Source organism: Chlamydia ibidis 10-1398/6, assembly GCF_000454725.1.
Classification (GTDB): Bacteria; Chlamydiota; Chlamydiia; order Chlamydiales; family Chlamydiaceae; genus Chlamydia; species Chlamydia ibidis.
Window position 1 is genome coordinate 272,875 of the sequence record NZ_APJW01000001.1, and the last position, 21,566, is coordinate 294,440.

Consider the following 21,566-nt stretch of genomic DNA (forward strand, 5'->3'; position numbering starts at 1 on the left):
TATTTAACGAAAGAGCTCTGTTTTTTGCCTCAGGCATGAAATAGAGCTTTTTTTTTAGTAAGATGAGTACGTCATGTTTTTAGATCAAATTACTTTAGAGTTACGTGCAGGTAAGGGTGGCAATGGTGTTGTTGCTTGGAGAAAAGAGAAATATCTCCCTAAAGGTGGGCCTTATGGCGGTAACGGTGGTATCGGTGGTTCTATAGTTATAGAAGCTGTCAGACACATTTATTCATTCGAATCTTATAGAAATATTCGTTTCCTAAAAGCTGCCGACGGTCAATCTGGAGCTAGTAATAATCGTACTGGAAGAAATGGAAAAGATTTGGTTTTGCAAGTCCCAGAAGGCACCTTATTACGTGACGCAGAGACTCAAGAGATTCTCTATGATTTTACTCAACATGGAGATCGTTTAGTTATTTGTCGTGGTGGTAAGGGTGGCAAAGGTAATACCTTTTTCAAGACGTCTACTAACCGTGCCCCCACCAAGGCTACTCCAGGAAAACCAGGTGAAATTCGTCAGGTAGAGTTAGAATTAAAGTTAATAGCTGATATTGGACTAGTAGGATTCCCGAATGCAGGTAAATCTACTTTGTTTAATTCATTAGCTCGCACAGAAGTAAAAGTAGGCGCCTACCCATTCACCACCTTACAACCCGCACTTGGTTTAGTTCCTTGTGAAGGTAAGTTATACCAAAAACCATGGATTATTGCAGATATTCCTGGAATTATTGAAGGGGCTCATCAAAACCGCGGTTTAGGGTTAGATTTCTTAAGGCATATTGAGCGAACTCGTTTACTACTATTTGTCATAGATATATCTGGAAGAGAGCGTAATACCCCCGAGAAAGATCTTCAAATTCTTATGGATGAGCTTCTTTATTACAAAGAAGATATCGCTAAAAAAGATATGATTATCGCTCTAAACAAAATTGACGATCTTCTTCCGGATGAAAGGGAAGAACGTCTTAGCCATTTTCGTAAGAAATTCCCCGGCTATAATTTTGTTTTGCTTTCCGGACTTACAGGTGAAGGAACGGAGATTTTACAACATCTTTTGACAGAAAGGCTCACACAGTAAATACCCCCCATTAAAATGGCAATTGTTGGACCTACAGGAAAGTCTAGAACATAAGATAGAGCAATTCCTAACCAAGAACATACGATGTTCAACAAAGTAGAGATCATCATGATTCTCGTAATTTTATAGGAAAATCTGCAAGCAATGGATACTGGTAGCACGAGCATACTCAACATGAGTATAATCCCCATAACATGAGCAAGTATGACAATTGTCATAGCTATGAGGATAAGTAGTATAAAATACCACGTATTTATCGAGTGTTTGCTCAATGTCATGTATTTTTCATCAAAGCAAAGCGCCAGAAATCTTGTGTGACAAATGGTAACCGTTCCTAGAATAATAGCGTCTAGTATCCCTAAACCATAAATGTCGTGTTTCGTTACCCAAAGTATATTACCAAATAAAAAGCTGACAAGAGCTGAGTTAAAGTCTGGTAATTGGGATATGAAAATAATTCCAATAGCCATTCCTAGTGACCATAGAATGGCAATCAATGCATCTTCACGTTCCTGGTATTTTAAGTGAATTTGCCCTACGAAGAAAGCTAAGATAATCGCACCTATAATCGCACCATACATTGGAGAAAAGTGCCAGTTAAAGCGATACTGTAACCATAGAGTAATTCCTATACTTCCTAGAATAGAATGTGAAATACTGCCACTAATAGACACAATACGTTTTACTACAGTGTACGTACCAATTACACCTCCAGCAATAGATGCTCCTAAAGCAGCTAATAAGGCAGGGAAAAGTAGAGATGGAAAAAGAACATGAAATATCGAGGTCATAAACGAACCCTTTTTTCATCTGAGGGACAGCAAAATCTCTCGGGAATATCCATCGTATCGGAAAGAGTGGTTAGTGTTTTGTTCATGTAAAGTACTTTACTAAAATGGTTAATAGCATGATGTAGGTCATGAGTAATCATAATAATAGTACAGTTTCTATTGAGTGCTGTCAGAATCTTTAAAATATGTTGTTGGTTTTCTGGGTCAATATTTGCTGTCGGTTCATCAAGAATAAGAAGCTGAGGATCGGAAGCCAGAGCTCTAGCAAGGAGTACACGTTGGATTTGACCTCCGGATAAATGAGAAAAGCATGAATGCCTATGATGCCAGAGGTCTACAGTCTTGAGAGCTTCTTCAACAGCTAAATAATCAGCCTCTTTATATTTTCCATGCCAAGATAAAGTGGATAATCTTCCGAGGAGAGCAACTTCTTGAACAGAAATTGGAAAAGAAAAATCGAAAGAAAAATGCTGAGGAACCCAGCCAATTCCTGGGGAAAGGTTTCCTTGTGATAAAGTTTGGATCGTTCCTAGTGTGGGTTTTAATAGACCTAGCATAAGTTGGGTGAGAGTGGTTTTCCCACCTCCATTTGGGCCAATGATTCCTATGAACTCACCTTGATAAATTTTTAAAGATATATCATTAACGATCCAACCACCTCGTTTTGCATAACGAAAAGAAAGGTGATCTATAAGCATCTGTACAGTCATAAACCCGCAAATGTTGTGGCTATTGTTTTAAGGTTATCAATAACGTGTTCTTCATAGGGATCTATGGTTACGGTCTGTAACCCGAATCTCTCCGCGAGTAAATTAGTGCTGCGTTTCCCTGAATGGCGTAATAATATGATAGAAGAGATGTGATGATTTCGGATTGTCTGCGCCATATTCACAATATCCTTGGGAGAAGGGTCTAAATGGTGCGATCTCTCTACAGTGTGCTGTGAAAAATCATAGTCTCTACAGAAATATGCAAACGCTCCGTGGGAAACTAGGATGTTTCTTTGTCGTGCATTAGAGGTGATTTGAGAAATTTCTTTATCCAAACTATCAAGAGTTGATAGGAGTTTTTCTCCGTTACGTTGGTAGAGATGTGTGTGTTGTGGAAATTGTGTAACCAAGGCATTTACGATTGCCTTTACTTGAATTTGTAGATTCTTTGGACTAAGCCAGGTGTGAGTATCGTAAGATGTAAATCTATGCGAACATCCCTTGCCAGATAAAGAGATCATAGTAATGTTTTTCGTAAGGTCTACTTGCTTACAAGATAAAACTTTTTTACAGATGGCCTCAAAGGGTTCTCCCATACGGAACCAAAGGTCTGCTTTTAAAAATTTCTCCAATTGGCTCGGAGAAGGTTCGTAGGTGTGAGGATCAAAGTTTTTAGAAACAATTACGGATACCTCACAGGTATCACCAGAAATCTGTTCAACCAAGAACTTATAAGGAGCAATACTTACTAAGACACGACCAGATTTTGCAGAGGGTTCCCCGTATGCTAAGGCCGAGAAGAAAAAAAAAGAACAAAAAAGAAAAATACTACGCATAACATGCTTAAGTTTTCGAAACGAAGCTATTATTCTATTGAGTAGGAATTTTATTCAACTTCTCGGATTGTTCAGCAGTATTATTCTTCTGATACCAATAGTTTTTATTTGATATCTGGACACAGTATAAAAGATGAAGCATATGCTAAATGAATATTTTAGATCAGTATTGATCATAGGGTAGTTGATAAAAATGGATATTTTAAGATATCTTCGAAGCAAGTTTTTCATAACAAATTCCTTATTCACCTGATGGAGAGATGTCCGAGTGGCTTAAGGAGCACGCTTGGAAAGCGTGTGTGCGTTAACGCGTACCGTGGGTTCGAATCCCACTCTCTCCGTATTCTTTTCACTTTTTGTTTCTTTAACTTCTTCTTTTTGTTCGGGTCTTTTATCCTTGACAAGAAGGAGGATTTTCTTGATTTATAATTTCTATTTTACAAACGTGATAAGCACGTAAAAATGTGTCGTTTAGCTAAGAAAGATTCTTAGAACCCAATTCTGATTATTATCTTTGAAGGGAGTTAGAGGCACTTCAGTTCTGTGTCCTTCAGGATGTTTGTTTTTATCTGCCTTTCTGAACCTTACCTCATAATTTACGGAGGACGTTTGTGCACGAGGACTTTTTTAAGCTTATTCTTATTATAGATAAAAAAGATACTTCGCAAAAAGCGTATATCGACTTCATTACCTCTTGTATTCGTTCAGGAATTACTTGTATTCATCTTAAAGAGGAGAATTTACCTTATCCAAATCTTATAGAGTTTGGAAAATCGTTAAGGGATATATCTACAACATGGAATATTCCTTTAATTACTGATACCGTTTCCTTAGCTATGGAGCTTAATGCTTCTGGTGTATGTTTGAAACAATCTGAATTTGATATTATTGAAGCTCGAGAGACACTAGGAGAAGATAAAATCATAGGATGGCACATCGATACTCTCGATCAGGTATTAAATGCCAACACATTGCCTATAGATTTTTTATGCCTTGGTGGTGTGGGAGCTACTGATGATTCGGATTTTGGTAGTTACTCTGCTTTGGAGCAGGTAGCATCTCTTTGTGAGCATCCTATTGTTGCTATTAGTGGAGTCAATAAGGAGAACATTACTCAAGTGTTAGAATCTGGGATTTCTGGAATTTCTATATTGGGTGATTTTGACTATCAGAATAATCCTGAAACATTTATTGCAAAATTTAGAAACATTTTAGATAAGGGCTACTTTGATTTGCAGGTATAAAACCTTGCCTGGGATAATTCAGGAATTTCTCCTGAATTATCCTAGAATATCATACGAGCTCCACAGTTTGCCATTTGTGTTAATCCTGACATTGCTGCATCCACTGTATATGTTCCAAATATTGTCCAGTAAGGTCCTAAATAGATTTGGCTACTGTATTCCATACGTGCCATGTTTCTATTAGGAAGAGGGCATGAAATTTTCCCTGATTCTCCTGATGATAGGACAACATATTTTGATACAGGCTTATTCCTATACACAATAGGGACATAAGCTGCCGATAGCTTGTTATACATTAGAATATTGAAATGCATGAACGCATTTTCAAGTATAAATCCTGTAGGTAGAGCAAAATTTCTATAGTCGCAATTTCCGAAACTTCTAGGATCGTAATCCTCTTCCGTAAATGCTTTTTGCCTAATTGTTGAATACTCGGTCTCAGAATAGAAGGAGAAACGCGTGGTTGAAGTTTGTGAAGGTTCTCGGAGATCTAAAACGAGTCTAACATCGAATAACCAAGCGAGATCTTCCCAATTTCCTATATTTCGTTCATTAATAGAAGGATAGTATGTCGTGGTATCGTGTTTAATATAACCATAGGTGGCTAATGCTTGTAGCTGAATTGGTCTAGGTGCTTTTGTTTTTCTGTAAGGAAGGTAGAACGCTTTTCCAGTATATAGAGTGCCTTGGAAAGAGTGCCCTGACCCTTTGTGTTTGTAGTTGTGGACAGTTTGCTCAGACTTAGAGTGTCCAAATACCTGACTGAATGAGGCTCCTAAAATAAATTCGGGAAGAGGTTTGGCGTCAATGGCAAGAGAATAACCTCTGGCATCGTAGGAGAATTTCTTGGTTTTTTCATCTTCTTGGTTTCTTACGAAAGATCCTAAGCCACAACACCATAAGTTGTTATAAGCAGCATCATCGAAACGAGCACTGTTGAGTAGGTTGTTTATAATTCCTTGTTTTACCAAAACTAAAGAGTTTTGCGAGCCAAGTATAGAATTAGTATAGAAATAGTTATCTCTAGGTATATAAACCCAACGGCGGTATTGATCAAATTTCCATTTTGCGATCAGTTTATTGTTTGATGTGCTTGATTGTATAGTCCATGTGCCCATATAGCCTTTTTGAGGGTAAAGATCGCCCTCCAAGGTTACATTAGCTGTGACAGTTCCTCCTCCTGGAACCAAATTCAGTATAGTAATATCTTGATCTTTACCTAGTTGAGGATTTTGGTAGAAAGTACCATCAGGGTCAACCAGAGTGATCTTTCCAGACAGATTAATTACCCTTCCCTCGGCATTCTCAGGTAACGACAAAGGTTGTGCTACTAATGCATCAACAGAACGTGCTTTTTCTCTTGCTACATATGTGGATCCACTAGCGAGTTTTAGTGTTGGGATAGACGCTGATCCGCTCTCAGTTTTAGCTACCATGTCACAGCAGTTGATAGTCAGGTTATTGAGTACAATCCCACCGGCCGTATTTGATTGGGTAGACAATACAGATCCCGGCTCCATAATTACAAGCGATCCAGGTTTTTGTTCAAAAGATAGAACATTCAATTCTGTATTTGCTCCAAGATGCAGCGTTCCGTTATGCAGAATAGCTTTTTGGGGAATAAGTGACTTATGACTATGCAGTTCACTAGAAAATAGAATCGTTCCTGTATAGGTAGTTTGTGATCCATTACCACTATTTTTATTAATGTCTAATGGCGTAGCTTGAGAAATATTTCCATTACTTTTACATGAGGTAACATTGACAGGGTCATAAAATCCAATAGTATGTCCTGCAGCAGCATTTAAAGTTAGTGCCACACCACCAGCAATACTGCAGAATTTAGGATCTGAGTTTCTATTAGTCGCAGTTCCAGTACACTGGTTATTTTGGAAAATGATATCCCCACCAGATGCTGTTAATTTCAGAGTGGCATCGGTGTTTTGAGGAGTAGAACAACTACCATAGATTGCTGCGCCTAGATTGGGTGTTGAGGCTTTTTTATTCGCAGGAGTATTAGCTGATGTTACCGTATTATTAGCAAAGATGACAGCAGATGTAGCATCTATTGTTGCAGAGTTTGTAAAGAAGATAGCGCTACCGTCATTAGCAGAGTTATTATTGGTAAAATTAGCTCCTCCAGTAATTGTTAGAGTTCTTGCATAGAGAGTTCCTCGATCATTTGCTGTATTCCCTGAGAAGAAATATCCTCCATTCCCCGATAAAGTAATAGAACCATTAGATGTACCATTTATACATCCAATTGCCGATCCTAGATCTGCACGATTACCTGTAAATGTCACAGATGAATTTTGAATAGATACAGATGAGGTTGCTCCTATGGCTCCACCAAATGTAGGTTTATTCGGTGTAGTTAACAGTGCTTGAGGATCTGTAGAAACAGTCTGTGAAGCCGGTGTACATGAAGCAGAGTTATTACTGAATGTAATCCCTTGAGGACATTCAGAGATAGATACAGTTTGAGAATAAAGAGCTCCTCCTGCAACTTGTCCATTCGTAGTTGCCTTTGCAGTTACAGCAGAGTTTCCTGAGAAACTAAATGGGGCAGCATTATTCTGTATAGTTAGAGAGGTTTTTGCATATGCTGCACCGCCATAAATATCTGGATCAGTATTGCCATTAGTAGCTGCGGTAGTGGCTGTATCCGATGCTTTATTTCCACTAAATGTACAAGGGGCTCCGACATTCTGCATGGTTAATGTAGTTTCAGAATAGAAGGCTCCTCCTGAAATTTGAGGGGGATTTGCAGCTTGTTTTACAACAGCTTTTGCTCCATTTTCTGCCTGTACATCGGATAAAAATTTTGAAGCTTGTTGTTTTTGAGCTCCCTGTTGGGCTCCTTGTAAGTTCACAATATTGGCTGGGACTGTATTTGAAGCGGTTTCTGCTTTATTATTTGTGAAATTCGAGGCAGAGGTGAGATTTTGGAGAGTTAATGCTTTTGTATATATAGCTCCCCCAGAAACCTTAGCGGAGTTTCCTGAGATCGTCAGTTCATCGATGTTCTCGATAGTTAGGGAATTAGTAAAGTAAAATCCCCCACCAGATTTGGCAGTGTTATTTGAAATAGTTAACGCATCGATGCGGGATAATTTCCCATCTTTCCCGTATACTCCTCCACCATTTTCTCCTGCTGTATTTCCAGTGATGCCAGTAGTCATAGTATAGTCAATGGAAAAGTCGTAAGTTGTTGCAGAGCCATCTTGTTGCTGTAATCTATCTACTTGCAGGTCTGCTTCTGCGATTACTGAAGATATAGTATAAGGAGAGAGCTGTTTAGCTCCTGGCAATGTTCCTTTACTTGTGGATAGAGTTTGTAAACCTTGTTCATTAGGAGCTACAGTACATAGACCACCACCATTTTTCTGCGCATTATTTGACCCTATGGTGATTAAATTTAGATTTGAGAAGGCAGCCTCAGTGGTATAAATACCCGCGCCATTTTCTGTTGCTGTATTATTGGAAATAATAGCGCTGCCTGATACAGGTTGAATTCCATCCGTAGGGGGAGTAGTAGTATACGTTAGAGAAAACGATTTAGGAATATATGCTCCACCTCCAGATTTTTCTGAAGAGTTTCCTAGCAAGCAAAATGCCTCTAGATTTTTCATGGTCAATATTTTATCGGCAGCCATGCACAGGCCCCCGCCATTTTCTTTGGCAGAGTTTCCTTGAAATAGAGTATTTCCTGTTAGATTCGATAGAGTAATGTTATCACCGCAGTATAAACCTCCTCCAGATTTTTCAGAGGAATTCTGTATAAACTGGATTCTATGAGAATTTGAACACGTTGTTGTTCCTGTTACGTATGCCCCTCCTCCTTCATCCTTAGCCTGGTTATTGGTGATTTCTAATGCTGAGGTGATGTTGGAAACATTTAGGGCTTTCTTAGTATATAAGGCCCCACCTTGTGCTATGAGTCCAACTAGGGGGCTAGAAGCTTCTTCTGCCTCAGCTACAACTTGTTTAGATGGTGATGTGGCTGGTTGTTGAGGAAATGGGTTGGTAATTTTTAAATCATAGTTTCCTGCTTTATTTACAGAGAAACGAACATCTCCAAGATTATTAAAATTAATGTCTCCCTCAGAATAAATAGCTCCGCCACCAACTTTTGCTGAGTTAGAGCTGAACTGTGTTAACATTTGGGAGTTTTGAATGTTCGTGTCACCCTTTGTATAAATAGCTCCTCCCATGGAGTTACACGAGTTACTCTGGAAATTTAAATTGGTGACATTATCTAAGGTAACGGCTTTCTTGGAATATAAAGCTCCTCCAGATCCTGTAGCTGAGTTTAGGATGAAGGTAGTGCTATTTTCTCCATTGCTTATAGAGATGTTGTCTCCGCAGAAAATAGCTCCTCCAGATCCTTTCAAAATAACGGGTTGAGGAGCCGCAGCAGGAGGTACAGCAGCAGAGAGGGGTAGGGATATAACTTTTGGTGTAATTCCACTAGCATGAGGAGGTTGTTGCTGTGCCTGGCCTGATTGTGAAGTAGAGGATGACGAGGCAGCAGCAGCAGGTTTTTGAGCTGCCTCGAGTTTTTCTTTAATTTCGTCAATAATACTTGGGAAAACAGCGCTGTTTCCTCTGAACGTCATATCTTTATAAGCAGATATTAGTATAGCTCCTTCTGCATAAGCGGCTCCGCCATTTCCAGCTGTTTTCTCTGTATATTCGGGAAGTTTTACTGTCTGACCATTACTACCAGGAGCACTACCAGCTGCGGCTGCTGTTCCAATACCTTGTGGTAAGGATGTTAAGGTAACTTTATGTAAACTCGATGGCTGTTGTATTCCAGAACCTGCAGCACCCGCAGCACCCGCAGGTCCGGTTGGCCCTGGAGGTGTAGAGGGTAATAGAGGGATTAATGGTACTGGAACTTTAGCGGAGTTATTTGAGAAGTTAATCGAGTTAACGATATTCGTAATCGTGATAGTGGATTCTGTAGCTAGGGCTCCTCCAGACTGTTGAGAAAGGTTATCTGTGAATGTCACATCATTTAGACCATCAAAGAATATTGGCCCATTAGAGTAGATAGCTCCTCCCATACCAGTCATACTGATCTTTTCACAAGTCAGGGATCCTGGGTTTCCTGGGTTAGTAATGAAAGATACGGGGCCCCTCTTATCATTGTAAAATGCCCCACCACCTTTTGGTTCAGGTTTTGCAGGAGCAGGGGGAGCTGATGGTGCAGAAGGTGCTGCAGCGCTAGATGCATGTAAATTATTTTGAGTTATCGAAGACTCTAAGGAAGAAGGTAATTTATATGCATGTAGGTCTGAGAATTTCTCACTATTTGAAACAACTTCATTTTGTGTTTCGTACCTTACGAAGACTTCATGCAATGATTTGGGACTGAATAATGTAGTTGTATGAGGTAGGTCCTGGGATAAGTGTCCAGTTCCTGCTACTCCTGGTACACCAGGAACACCCGGTACTCCAGGGACACTTGGTGCAGAAGTACCATTATTGCTGTCATCTGTAGTTGGTACTGTTTGTGTAGGTGCGGGAATATTTGTGAATGTAGAAAACGTAACATCTCCAGTTACATTGTACGTAGTCCCGCCCGCATCTTGAGTGACTTGGGTAAAGTTATTAGATTTAGAATCTGTAGAACTCGATCCTGACCCTCTATGGTTAGAATTTAATTCTTGAGAAATGGGGTCACTAAATACTGTTATTGAGGGAAGAACAGCAGCAAAAACAGCTGTAGCTGAGAGCCACTTCATAAAACAAAAACCTACTGCATACATTCACTGACTAGATAAGCGTTAGATAAATCAGAAGAGCAAATTAGGCAAGGGATAATGAATGAAAAGGGAAAGAGAAGAAAAAGAAAGACAAGATATTAAAGATAGGCTGTAGGAAGAAGAGAGAAGAGGGCTTATCTCTAATATCTTGATGGACGTTTCAATAAACTTTATATTATTTCATAGTCAAGAAAAATTAGAACCTTAGTGATAGACCAGTAAAAGCATCTCCAGATAAATTATTTCCTTCTCTTTGCGTTGAAGATATCCCAAGAAATACAGAAGCAAAACGATAACGGAGTGTCGAACGAAGTTTTAAGCTAACAGCTTCTTGTCCCATAGGAACGCTAGATACCTTCCAAGCATGTTGGTTAAGAATTAAGGAAGCTGATGTTATGGGATTTTCTCTTTGAAAATCTTTGATATATGCCATGCTAAGTTGTGTAAATAATGAATAGTGGTCACCAAAGCAACGTAACTCTAGTGCAATACCTGCAGGTAGAGCAAGATTAGATAAATTGGAAGAACCAAAATACCTAGGGTCATAACCTGTTTCAATGAAGGGATTTTGAATTAGTACAGTATACTCAACATTGATGAAGGGTGTAATTTTAAGACAACGTAATGCTCGTGGGTATGCGTAAGCAAAGCCTAAAGTTCCTCGCCAGCCTTGGTTTTTCCAAGAGCCTCGAGTAGAGATTTTCTGTGAGGTAATAGACTTAATTGTGTGAGTTTCTTCAACATAACTCACAGAAGATCGGAAAGATAGTGATTGCCAGTTTTTAGTTGCTGCCAAAGTTCCTAGAAGAGTATGGGAGTGGCTCTTACCGGTATGTTTCTCTTGAGCATTAGAACCATAGAGTTGTGTGAAAGCTGCACAAACGACAGTATTAGAAGAAAAAGGTAAGCGTACTCCTAGATTATTGCCTGCATGAGTTGTTGAAAAAGCATCGCTATGGGCACTATTTTGTTGCATGCAACTAGAAATAGCAGTAGAAAAAATCGACGCATGATTGATAGGAACTAAGGTATTGTCATTCAAATAAGTATCCAAAATCGCATCATTTGCAGATTGTAATCCAGAGAATGTGCCCCATAAAGAGGAAGGGATCAAACGTCCAGATCTTTTAGGGTTTAAGATAAACTCACCAGTAGGGGTCCATGATGCTTTGAGAACTTTACGAGTGTTAGAACTATCTTCTGACCAGTTAAAGTGCCATCGGCCCTGATATCCATAGTTGTTTTGTTGAATGGCAATGTCCTGCGGAATAAATTCTGTGGTAATCACCCCTTTGTCCGAACGGAAACAGATCTCCATATTATAGGGACGAGCAGCTAAATCGTGACTATTATAAAATACTCCTTGAGGATCATGAATTTTGGGAGAACCAGATAAGCGGATAGCAGATTCGCCTTTGCTATGAATTTCAGAAGAAAAGAAGTGGTATACAGGATCCAGACCAAAGCTTAAGTTATTAATAACAAGATCTTTCCCAGAGCTGTTGTAAGAAGTAAGCATGCATCCAGGCGAGATGGCAAAGGTTCCTCCGTATTGATGAAATTCTTGCACAGCTAGTACCGAGCGTCCTTCTAGAGACAATACCCCGTTATGTAGGTAAAGGGGTTGGTTAAATATTGAGGTGTGGTTTTCAGAACACATTCTTTCTTTTTCAGATAAGCGGATACCTGAAAAGATTATCGATCCTGAATGAGAAGAACATTCTGAAGAATTAATATGGACAGGCGACGAAGACCCAGAAAGTGCAACGACAGGGTCATAAAAAATAATGGACTGATTTTCATTGGCAATAAAATGAATTTCCTTAGGAGACTCTTCAATAAATATGGCATTATACCGTGAACGGTCAAAGTAAGGATCTATGGAATTGATAGTCGTGTAATTGTTCTCAAAAATAATATCCCCGTTTTGAGCTTGTAGATAGAGTCTAGGTTGAGAACCATAAAGTAGAATCGCTCCTCCATGAGGCCCATTTGCCCAATTCATTGAAAATTTCACAGGTTGTGTAGCAAGAATACGGCATGATGTTGTAGCAATAGCTCCACCACCTTCAGCAGAATTTCCGAAGAAGTGCACAAGATCATCGTTGTGTTTTATAGTTACTGATTGTGCATAAATAGCCCCGCCGAAGTTACGAGCTTTATTACGGAAGAAGTTTACTTTAGACGTTTGTCTATGAATATCGCAGGATAAGGCGTATAACGCTCCGCCAGAATGAGAGGCATGATTATCTTGGAATAGGACACTACCTCGGTTGTTAGCAAACTCAATGGATCCTTGTTTGTTATAAATACACCCGCCTAAAGAGGCTTGGTTATTCTCAAAAACGATATCCTGGTTTTGATCAAAGAGAATAGTTGCTCCAGGTGAATCACAGGCAATAGCTCCTCCATGACCAGAGTCTTGGCAAAAATCTTGAGATTTAGCGGAATTATTAACGAACGTTATAGGACCACGTTGCTCTGCAAACATGATGCGTGCGGGCTGTGTACTATTTAGATAAACTGCTCCTCCGCATCCATGACTGATATTATTCTGACATGTGATTTGGTAATTTCTAACAAACGCTATGTCATGATGAGAAGCAACAACCCCACCATAACTGCTATTATCTTCAGCAAGAATATTACGTAAATTTTCAAAATTTAGTAAGTAGCGGGAAAATATACCAGCTCCGGCTGCACCATGATTCAAGTGTTTAAAAGTTAGTCGAGCCAGGGGAGTAGTCCCTATCAACGATAGCCCACCTTCAAGGTTTCTAAAAGCCCCTCCGTTTTCATGTATGTGAAGGCCTGAGAAATCACATAGTGTCAAGTCACTACGGATGATATAGCGTGTACCTTGAGGAGCAGTTGTTAACATTGTAAACAACTCAGCTTGTTCTCCAGTAAATGTTCCTGATAAAGGTAATATTACTTCTGCACCAGATGCCTGAGAGACTGTTATTAAAGACGAGAATAAAAAGAAATTCCATACGAGCATCTGTTTCATATTTTCAAGTCCTAGTCAGTTAATATAAATAGAGACAATGTCTTAGAGCTTATGCGAACGTTCTAGATACACATAGTCACTGGTTGCTGTAATAAACCAGAGAACTATTTACTGTTCTGAGAAATTTATGTATCCACACTTGCCCAAGATTTCTAACGTACAAGTGTGCTTTCTTACATATAAGCAGCACATTACGGAAAAACTTGCTGAGCCTACTGAGTTAAAAATATATCCGCAACCAAAAAATCGAGATATCCAGTAGATCAGGGATTAGGATATCCCATATTCATGAAATATAGATATTGTCTACTGATTTTATGATATATAGAGGAACTTCTGGATAGATCGTGTGTACTATCCAGAAGTAAAGAGTAGAGAGGTAAAGAGTCTAGTCTTTGCTTTCGTCAATAATGGCTTTGGTAAAGTCTTGGATTTCTTTAGTGAGATTTTTGGCTAAAGTCTTAGTTTGTTGAGCGAAAGCCTTGGTATGCTGCTTCGAATTCTTGATCAGCGTTTTCCCTTTCTTGGTCCCAGAGGTTCTCACTCTTAATAACTTTTTTCTTAGCTGTACCCCACTTTTAGGAGTGAATAAACATGTGAGTAATGTAGCTATAAATCCTCCAAAAAGAACACCACGTAGCCAACGCCAACGTTTGCATTTGCCTTTCTTATTTTTATTATCCTTAAAAAACATGACCCCCCTCTCTCTTAAGATTAATCTCGGTTGCGAAATACTGTCCAAATGAGACAAGCAAAAATTGCTAGCTTACCTGTTTTACAAATGATTTTGCTAAACCAGGGGCTTTTCATATTCTCGTCTAAAATCTCTTCAATTTCTTTAGGTAAACAATTACCCTTGCTTTTTCTCAACCAACCACAAAAAAGTTTCTTACCTAACATTAGTGGAGCTAAAATCTTGGCCTCAAAATTTAGAATCGTGGTTAAACGACCTACGCTCTTCATAATTTTGTTCAATTTTACCAATAAGCTGATCGTTAGGATAAATACCGTTATCATACAGGCAGATAGAAGGACGCAACAGACAATCAATGACCCAGTAAGGTAGGTATTCATAAAAAACTTAAAGTTAAAAATTTTTATATGTTTTTACTTATTATTCTCTGGGTATTTTTAAAAAAAATAAAGACAATACTTGATAGAATGATTTTAATTTTTAATTAAGATTTCTTTATTTCTAGAAAATAAAAAGAAAGCAAAAGCAGAGAAAAACTTGCTTTTGCTAAGACTTGATTCAGAAATCGACTATTCCAGAGTCAATGATTCTTGGAGCTTTTCTGTTTTTGGGAAAGAGATCTCCTTCCTTAACAAGAAGACTCCTAATAAGTTAAAACAGAGCAGCAGTGCTCCTGATAAAGACATGATGAGTAGCGCGGTATTCTGAGATAAGAAGCAAAATAGGGGAAGGATACAGATGCCATAAACTGTGTAAATACGAGCTCCCAATTTTCCTCCTAAGAATTTTGCACATTTTTTACCTACAAGGAAGTAAGAAATAATCGTGGTGTACCCTGTAACAAAGAAAAATGTCGGTAGGAAAATCTTTACATAGGGGAAGTACGAGGATAGGGCATGTTCAACAGCTTGGGAAGCATTCTCTAGGCCTAAAGACCATGATCCTGAGGCTAAGACCATTAGTAAGCTTAGAGTGCATATCAAATTATCGATGATAATGCCGACAATACTGAGCTGAGCTTGCGTGCTAGGATCTTTAGCTGAGCTTTCGCTCTGGATAATAGAATCAAACCCTATCCCAATATCACCAGAATATGCTGCTCTGGAAATCCCTTGATGGATCGTTGTTGCTACGGTGCACCCAGCGAAGCCTCCAACTGCACTTTGACCTGAGAAGGCACATGAAAATACAGAGGAGAATAGTGCAGGAAGATGATGAAATTCCTTAGCTAAAATATATATAGAAAGACCGCAGTATAGCAGGAGAAAGAATGGGAGAACAACTGAACAGATTTTTCCAATTCTCTGCAATCCTCCTTGAACGGCATAAACTACAAGGAATAATAAGCCAAAGATGGTGAAAAGTTTCGGTACATTCCAACAATGAGACAAGCTTTCTGCAATTACAGAAAATTGGTAGATTTCAACCCCATAAATGCAGAGGAGAACTGCGACTATGAGGGATACTAACGGGGTTTTGTAAGCTTTACCAAGGAAGTACATAGGTCCGCCCTGATACACACCATCGGAGTCCAATTTACGGAACTTGATTCCTAAGTATACTTCAGAATATTTAACGATAGAGCCTAGTATTCCAGCCACCCAAACCCAAAATAATGCTCCAGGACCACCAATGCATGCAGCAGTTACAATTCCCACCACATTACCTATACCAATGTTCCCTCCCGCAGAAGCAAAAAATACTTTCAAGGGGTGGACACCTTTATCATCAGGGTGTTTCTTCGTAATATCTTGAGAACAGCGGTGAAACAGCTTCAAGAATTGAGGTAGCTTGGTAAATTGAGAGAAGCGCGACTTCCAAGAGAAATTGATCCCTAGAAGAAGAATCATAACAAAAGCTACATATGACCAGAAAAAGTCATCGAAAACTGATAATAAAGATAAAAATCCATTCATTGTAAAAACATTTTTTTAATTAATTCTAGAACGAAGGAATAGAAGTACTAGAGATAACAATTATCCCCGTTTTAGGGTTTGTTTTGTAGGAAAATAAAGTTTGGAAATAAGAAGGATCGTGCCTACAGAGATAAAAATATCGGCAAAATTAAAAGTTGGGAATGCCCAGTTCTTATACTGTAAAGCGATGAAATCAATAACATGACCATGAAATATAATATCCCCCACATTTCCGATGGCACCCGAGACAAGAAGAGTCAGGGAGAAACTTGCTACAGAATTCAAAGCATTTTTTTTAAAAAATAAGAATGTTAGTAATCCGACGATAACGATAATTCTTAAAGAGAAAAGGATATATTTATATTTTGAAAATAGTCCAAAAGCTGCTCCTTCATTAAAGGTTGGTATCAACGAGAAGGACAACTCACCAATACTATACCGATATAGAATAGGAGTGGATAAGTTGCCCTTGGATTCAAGAAGAACAGCAAACTTGGTAATCCAATCGATCAGAACAAAGAAGACAACACAAAAAGGTATAAGACTGGTACGATTGGACATGGAATCTAGTTCCCTGAAAGAAGGCCTTTTTCAAACTGTTCTTGAGCTTTGACTGTCATAGTAGCATAGGGAATAGCCTTCAAGCGAGCTAGCGGAATTTCTTCCCCGCTTACATCACATATGCCATAAGAGCATTCTTCGATCTTTTGTAGAGCACGATTAATTTGCTTCAATACTTCGTATTCTTTCGTAGTGACTTCTAGACTAATTGTACGATCAAACGTGTCCGTCCCTTGATCTGCTTGATGTTGAGAATACCCGGTAGCTTCATTGGGTTTTTTTACTTCTTGGGTATTCCCTTCTAGGGTGTGGGATAATTTAGCCTTCATGTCTAGAAGTTTGGATTTGAAGTTAGCTATATCGTCCTCAGATAACGGCATGGTTGTTTCTCCTTAACCTTAAAACTGTCACTATTTTTCCATATCCGGAGTGGCAGATAGCAAAACTTCCATTAATTCGCCAACATCTTTAAATCTTCGATAGACGCAAGCAAACCTAATGTAAGCAATCATATCAGCCTTTTTTAGATATTTCATTACTAGTTCGCCAATTTCTTTGGTAGAGATTTCCCTATTTTGTTTGCCTAACAGTTCCGACTTCACGTTAGAAGCGATAGCATGTACCTGATCTTGACCAATCCGTGTATGACTGGATGCCGCATTCAAACCGTTGATCAGTTTCGATTCTTGAAAGTTTTCATAACGACCATCACGTTTCAAAACTTGTAAAGTTAGCTCTACAGTCTCAAAAGTAGTAAACCTTTGGCCGCAACCCAAACACTCACGACGCCGCTTGATCGCATTAGCTTCAGGCGCATTTCTTGAGTCATTAACTTTCAATTCCCCATGATTACAAAAAGGACACTGCATGGGAGCTACCTCCTAAATTTTAAGGTAGTCCAGGAAAATAACATTTTGAAACCAGGATAATTCTAAGCGACTATAGTTGCAAATTTTTTTTCAAGAGAAAAAGAACATTGCATATCTACCCCAAAAACAAACCGCAACTCAAAGCATACCTAGTCAGGTAAATCTAAACTGTTTCGATTTGTGCATAAGACAACAAACATACATTGGTTAGTAGCTTACAACTCTTGTTAGTAAGACATTTAAGTTTGCTATATCACAGCCTAACTTTCTTTCAGGATTTTTCTTCTATCCAAAGAAAATCGGGGATTATAACTAAAATTGGAGATTATGTTGAGCAGAAAATATATATAATTTCTTTTTCATCTTTTTCCTTGTTCTTATCCAAGAAGAGATTGCTATGAAGCAATCCATACTTCTAGGTGTCCTTTTATACTGCGATACCTATAGTCTTCTTTAATTAAGTTCGCATCTTAATTTTAAGAATGCACTTACTCTAATATGTAATTTAAGGTTTTTGATTATGTTTACAGGAATTGTCCAAGAGTTGGGCTTAATCACCAGTCTGGAAGTTACTCCTGCTGGACGTGCTATATCGGTGAGGGTATCGGCAGACTGTTGGAGAGGTCTGGAGTTGGGGGCTAGTGTTGCTATTGATGGTGTCTGTTTGACAGTTGTTAAAGTATATGAGGAAAAATTATTTTTTGACGTTATACCTGAAACCTTATCTTGTACAACGATCAGTAATTATACAATAGGTGATCACGTTAATGTTGAACGTTCTCTAAAGTTTGGTAATGAAATCGGTGGGCACATTCTATCTGGTCACGTATGTGGCGTTGGAGAGATTGTACGTATTGAGCAAAACCGTTATTATTTCCAGGTTCCTGAGAAGTTGTCGTATTACCTTTTTGAGAAAGGGTTTATTGCTGTTGATGGCATTAGCCTAACGATAGTTAGTGTGTCTGGGAAAGAATTTTCTGTGGGGCTCATTCCTGAAACTCTTCATAGAACAACTCTCGGTTGTAAGCGTGTAGGGGATTTAGTGAATATCGAGCCGGATATGGCAACAAAGTCTCAAGTAGACACTTTAAGACGTTTGTATAGTCAATAAAGAAAAAAACTAGCATGGATTATAAATTATTAGATTGTGGTGAAGGTAAAAAATTAGAATCTTTTGGCAGGATTAAGTTGGTAAGGCCTTGTTATAGTGCAATTTGGCCAAAACGTTCTCCTAATTTATGGAAAGATATATCAGCTGAGTACCGTCGTTTAGGTGAAGATGGCGAATGGAATCGTTTTTCTAAGGTTCCTGAAGAATGGAGAATTTCCTTAGAGGGTGTAGATTGTACTTTGAAGTTGACTCCATTTGGACATGTTGGAATTTTTCCAGAACATACAGGATTTTGGCCCGCCCTGCGGGAAGCAATAAAGCATAATTCTGATTCCAGGGTTCTTAATCTTTTCGCTTACACAGGAGCTTCATCAATTTTTTCTGCCAAGTGTGGTGCACGTGTTTGTCATGTTGATGCTTCTAAGGCCGCGGTACGTTGGGCACATAAAAATGTTGAAAATAACGCTCTTCCAGATAAACGCATTTTCTGGGTAATTGAGGATGTTTTTTCTTTTCTTAAAAAAGAAATTCGTCGGGGCAAGACCTATGATATTATTCTGCTAGATCCTCCTACGTATGGCAGAGGCCCTGAAGGAGAAGTATTCAAGATAGATAGGGATTTCTTCTCGTTACTTTCTTTATGTTCACAATTGCTTTCAAAATCAAGATCGTATTTTTTGGTAACTTCTCATACTCCTGGTTATACTCCTGAGTTTTTACGTGCTTTAGTGCAAAGAGCTGTTCCACAGCTCAATAGAGAATTATGGAGTTGTGGAGAAAGTTTCTGTGGAAAAGGGGATGAAATATTGCCTTCTGGAGTGTTTGCACAATGGAGTTTATAGGAAAGCATAATCTTAAGTTGAAAGAGGCTCTAGCTATTAAGCGTTCAAAAGGACGTAAAAGTGCATTGTTTCTGTTGGAAGGATTCAGGGAAATTCATAAAGCCCTGAATTATGGTTATGAATGTGTTCGAATATTCTGTAGCCCTAATGTATCGGAGAAGGAAAGAGGTCTGTACGACTTAATACAGAATAGTAATATAGAGCGTCTATGGTGTTCTGATAGTATTCTATCTCAGCTTTCCTATAAGGAAAATCACGATAATTTCATCGCAGTTATGAAAAAAAAATGGTGGGATAAAGATACTTTTCTCCGAAAAAAGAGAAACGAACTACCCTTTTATTTAATTATTGAACAGGTTGAAAAACCTGGCAATGTCGGTGCTTTGTTGCGTATTGCTGATGGGGCTGGTGTAGATGGGGTTATCCTGTGTGATCCCGTCATAGATCTATACAATCCAAATTTGCTTCGTTCCTCTTTAGGTACTGCATTTACGTTGCCAATATGGCAGGCAAGTCTTGAAGAAGTTTTTATAACGATTGCACAAGAAAAGTGGGAAGTTTTTGTTACTTCTCCTGGAGCAGACGCTATGTATTTTGATAAAAATTATCAAAAACCTATTGCCTTAGTTTTTGGTTCCGAAAAAGATGGGTTAACTTCATCTTGGCTTGATGGAAGATTTGCAAAAATTGCTTTGCCTATGAAAGGAGAAGCTGATTCTTTGAACCTATCAACAGCTGTATCTGCCATTGTTTATGAAGTAGTTCGTCAGCGTTGTCTTAGCTGACCTTATGTATGAAAGAATGTATTTAACTATTTTGTTGTCTGTTTATTTTTTGTAAAAAACATTTATTAAATAAAAAAATTATATACATATGTTGTATATAATTTTTTGAAATCGTTTCATCAAACTTGATTTTTAATGTTTTTTATGACATTCTCTAGGCTTTCAAAGCGGCGAAGATTGTGATTTATTGAAAGTCAGCCTTCTGCAAGTAAGATTATTTAGTGAGTGCTAACGAAGTTTAATGAAGTCGCAATTTCCCTCGCCTTTGTTTATTTTGTATCGTCGTTTGACCGTAGCTATCAGTTTTGGACGGTTTTTGCGTTTTGGATTGTTAGGTAAGCTTCTGTCTTGCGCGTTTGCTTTTTTAGTGGTTTTGCGGCGTACATTCAATTTGCGAGCTCCTTATAGATCGTCGTCTACCGTAGTTAGCATAGGAAATATTGTCCTGGGTGGTTCTGGAAAGACTCCCACCGTGCTTTGGCTGGTAGAAGCGTTGCGATCTAAGGGGTATTCTTGTGCTGTGCTTACTCGAGGGTACAAGAGTATTTGTAGCCGTAAAGGTAAGCTGACGATAGTAGATCCAAGTACGCATAATGCAGGCTATGTCGGAGATGAGCCCTTGCTTATGGCTGGTAGGTTGCCCCCAGAGACGGTTTGGGTGCATAAGGATCGTAGATTATCTGCACGTAATGCAGCAAGTAAGTTTGATATACTTGTTTTGGATGACGGTTTGCAATATGACAAGCTCCATAAAGATGTGGAAATTGTTGTAGTAAATGGCCAGGATCCCTTGGGACAAGGGAAATTTTTTCCTATAGGTAGGTTAAGAGATTTTCCTTCAAAGTTGAAAAATGTTGGTTTTGCCATAGTAAATGGCCAGTGTTCTCAAGGTGATCGTAAAATATTAGAACGATGGTGTGATGCACCAAAAATTTACGTCGAACCTCGTATTTCCGAGATTGTTTGGGAAAATACTCAAGAAAAAGTTCCTGTAGAAAGGTTAAAAGGTTTGGCGGTCGGCGTATTTTGTGGTTTGGGATTCCCTAAGGGATTTCTCACGATGTTGCAAGACGCTGGGGTAAAAATACTAGGAACATATTTGCTCCCTGATCATGTGAGCATAACACGAAAAGAACTACGTTACTTCTCTCATAAGATCGCTATGCGTCTTGGAGATGGTATATTGTGCACGGAAAAAGACAGTGTCAAAATTAGGGACTTTCTCGGTGAATCAGGGGTGCTTCCAGTAGGCAGAGTTGTTATGCGCTTCTCTATTACAGAGGGAAGGAGCGTAGCCGATGATCTGTTGGATAGTATTGTTCAAATACACAAAAGTAAGGGGTAA

General features: G+C 38.8%; 17 protein-coding genes and 1 tRNA gene. 7 read left to right on the top strand and 11 right to left on the bottom strand.

The genetic code is table 11. The features are described from left to right. The first annotated feature begins 73 nt into the window (after window positions 1-73). Window positions 74-1,081: a GTPase ObgE gene (gene obgE, locus H359_RS01305; protein WP_020370920.1), complete on the top strand. Its 1,008-nt coding sequence runs from the start codon at window positions 74-76 to the stop codon at window positions 1,079-1,081. Here the strand turns inward: obgE and H359_RS05060 are convergent. Genes H359_RS05060 through H359_RS01315 form a run of 3 tightly spaced genes read right to left on the bottom strand, consistent with a single transcriptional unit; the run spans window position 997 to window position 3,418 of the window. Then, complete coding sequence (locus H359_RS05060; RefSeq protein ID WP_081031120.1) at window positions 997-1,872, bottom strand: metal ABC transporter permease; 876 nt, start codon at window positions 1,870-1,872, stop codon at window positions 997-999. The genes obgE and H359_RS05060 overlap by 85 nt on opposite strands. Continuing rightward, a complete protein-coding gene (locus H359_RS01310; protein WP_020370921.1) occupies window positions 1,869-2,582 on the bottom strand; it encodes a metal ABC transporter ATP-binding protein in 714 nt (237 codons plus the stop codon). The genes H359_RS05060 and H359_RS01310 overlap by 4 nt, the downstream gene beginning before the upstream one ends. Continuing rightward, the gene (locus tag H359_RS01315; RefSeq protein WP_020370922.1) at window positions 2,579-3,418 is read right to left on the bottom strand and encodes a metal ABC transporter solute-binding protein, Zn/Mn family; all 840 of its coding nucleotides are present in this window, start codon (window positions 3,416-3,418) and stop codon (window positions 2,579-2,581) included. The genes H359_RS01310 and H359_RS01315 overlap by 4 nt, the downstream gene beginning before the upstream one ends. 254 nt (window positions 3,419-3,672) lie before the next feature. Here H359_RS01315 and H359_RS01320 point away from each other — a divergent pair. Both H359_RS01320 and H359_RS01325 read left to right on the top strand, forming a co-directional pair. Next, window positions 3,673-3,759: transfer RNA gene (locus tag H359_RS01320), tRNA-Ser, on the top strand. Window positions 3,760-4,029: 270 nt separating this feature from the next. Then, the gene (locus tag H359_RS01325; RefSeq protein ID WP_020370923.1) at window positions 4,030-4,662 is read left to right on the top strand and encodes a thiamine phosphate synthase; all 633 of its coding nucleotides are present in this window, start codon (window positions 4,030-4,032) and stop codon (window positions 4,660-4,662) included. A gap of 41 nt (window positions 4,663-4,703) precedes the next feature. Here H359_RS01325 and H359_RS01330 read toward each other — a convergent pair whose 3' ends face one another. The 8 genes from H359_RS01330 to nrdR form a co-directional block, all read right to left on the bottom strand. Continuing rightward, window positions 4,704-10,412, bottom strand: a complete 5,709-nt coding sequence (locus tag H359_RS01330) for a polymorphic outer membrane protein middle domain-containing protein (protein WP_020370924.1) — start codon at window positions 10,410-10,412, stop codon at window positions 4,704-4,706. 217 nt (window positions 10,413-10,629) lie between these two features. Further along, window positions 10,630-13,443 (bottom strand): polymorphic outer membrane protein middle domain-containing protein, encoded by a 2,814-nt coding sequence (locus tag H359_RS01335; protein ID WP_020370925.1) that lies wholly within the window; start codon window positions 13,441-13,443, stop codon window positions 10,630-10,632. 388 nt (window positions 13,444-13,831) lie between these two features. Beyond that, the gene (locus H359_RS01340) at window positions 13,832-14,137 is read right to left on the bottom strand and encodes a YtxH domain-containing protein (RefSeq protein ID WP_020370927.1); all 306 of its coding nucleotides are present in this window, start codon (window positions 14,135-14,137) and stop codon (window positions 13,832-13,834) included. Window positions 14,138-14,157: 20 nt separating this feature from the next. Next, window positions 14,158-14,517 (bottom strand): hypothetical protein, encoded by a 360-nt coding sequence (locus H359_RS01345; RefSeq protein ID WP_035392291.1) that lies wholly within the window; start codon window positions 14,515-14,517, stop codon window positions 14,158-14,160. 189 nt (window positions 14,518-14,706) lie between these two features. Further along, a complete protein-coding gene (locus H359_RS01350) occupies window positions 14,707-16,053 on the bottom strand; it encodes an amino acid carrier protein (RefSeq protein WP_020370929.1) in 1,347 nt (448 codons plus the stop codon). A gap of 60 nt (window positions 16,054-16,113) precedes the next feature. Beyond that, window positions 16,114-16,614, bottom strand: a complete 501-nt coding sequence (gene lspA, locus H359_RS01355; protein WP_020370930.1) for a signal peptidase II — start codon at window positions 16,612-16,614, stop codon at window positions 16,114-16,116. Window positions 16,615-16,619: 5 nt separating this feature from the next. Continuing rightward, complete coding sequence (locus H359_RS01360) at window positions 16,620-16,994, bottom strand: TraR/DksA family transcriptional regulator (protein ID WP_020370931.1); 375 nt, start codon at window positions 16,992-16,994, stop codon at window positions 16,620-16,622. Between the two features lie 30 nt (window positions 16,995-17,024). Next, window positions 17,025-17,483: a transcriptional regulator NrdR gene (nrdR, locus tag H359_RS01365; RefSeq protein ID WP_020370932.1), complete on the bottom strand. Its 459-nt coding sequence runs from the start codon at window positions 17,481-17,483 to the stop codon at window positions 17,025-17,027. Between the two features lie 520 nt (window positions 17,484-18,003). On the opposite strand from nrdR, the gene H359_RS01370 reads away from it, so the two are divergent. The 4 genes from H359_RS01370 (at window position 18,004) to lpxK (ending at window position 21,566) form a co-directional block, all read left to right on the top strand. Continuing rightward, the gene (locus H359_RS01370) at window positions 18,004-18,594 is read left to right on the top strand and encodes a riboflavin synthase (RefSeq protein ID WP_020370934.1); all 591 of its coding nucleotides are present in this window, start codon (window positions 18,004-18,006) and stop codon (window positions 18,592-18,594) included. A 14-nt stretch (window positions 18,595-18,608) separates the two neighbouring features. Beyond that, window positions 18,609-19,436 carry a class I SAM-dependent methyltransferase gene (locus H359_RS01375; protein ID WP_020370935.1) on the top strand — a complete coding sequence of 276 codons (828 nt, stop codon included), beginning with the start codon at window positions 18,609-18,611 and terminating at the stop codon, window positions 19,434-19,436. Then, the gene (locus H359_RS01380) at window positions 19,424-20,221 is read left to right on the top strand and encodes an RNA methyltransferase (protein ID WP_020370936.1); all 798 of its coding nucleotides are present in this window, start codon (window positions 19,424-19,426) and stop codon (window positions 20,219-20,221) included. The genes H359_RS01375 and H359_RS01380 overlap by 13 nt, the downstream gene beginning before the upstream one ends. Before the next feature lie 241 nt (window positions 20,222-20,462). Next, complete coding sequence (gene lpxK, locus H359_RS01385; RefSeq protein WP_020370937.1) at window positions 20,463-21,566, top strand: tetraacyldisaccharide 4'-kinase; 1,104 nt, start codon at window positions 20,463-20,465, stop codon at window positions 21,564-21,566.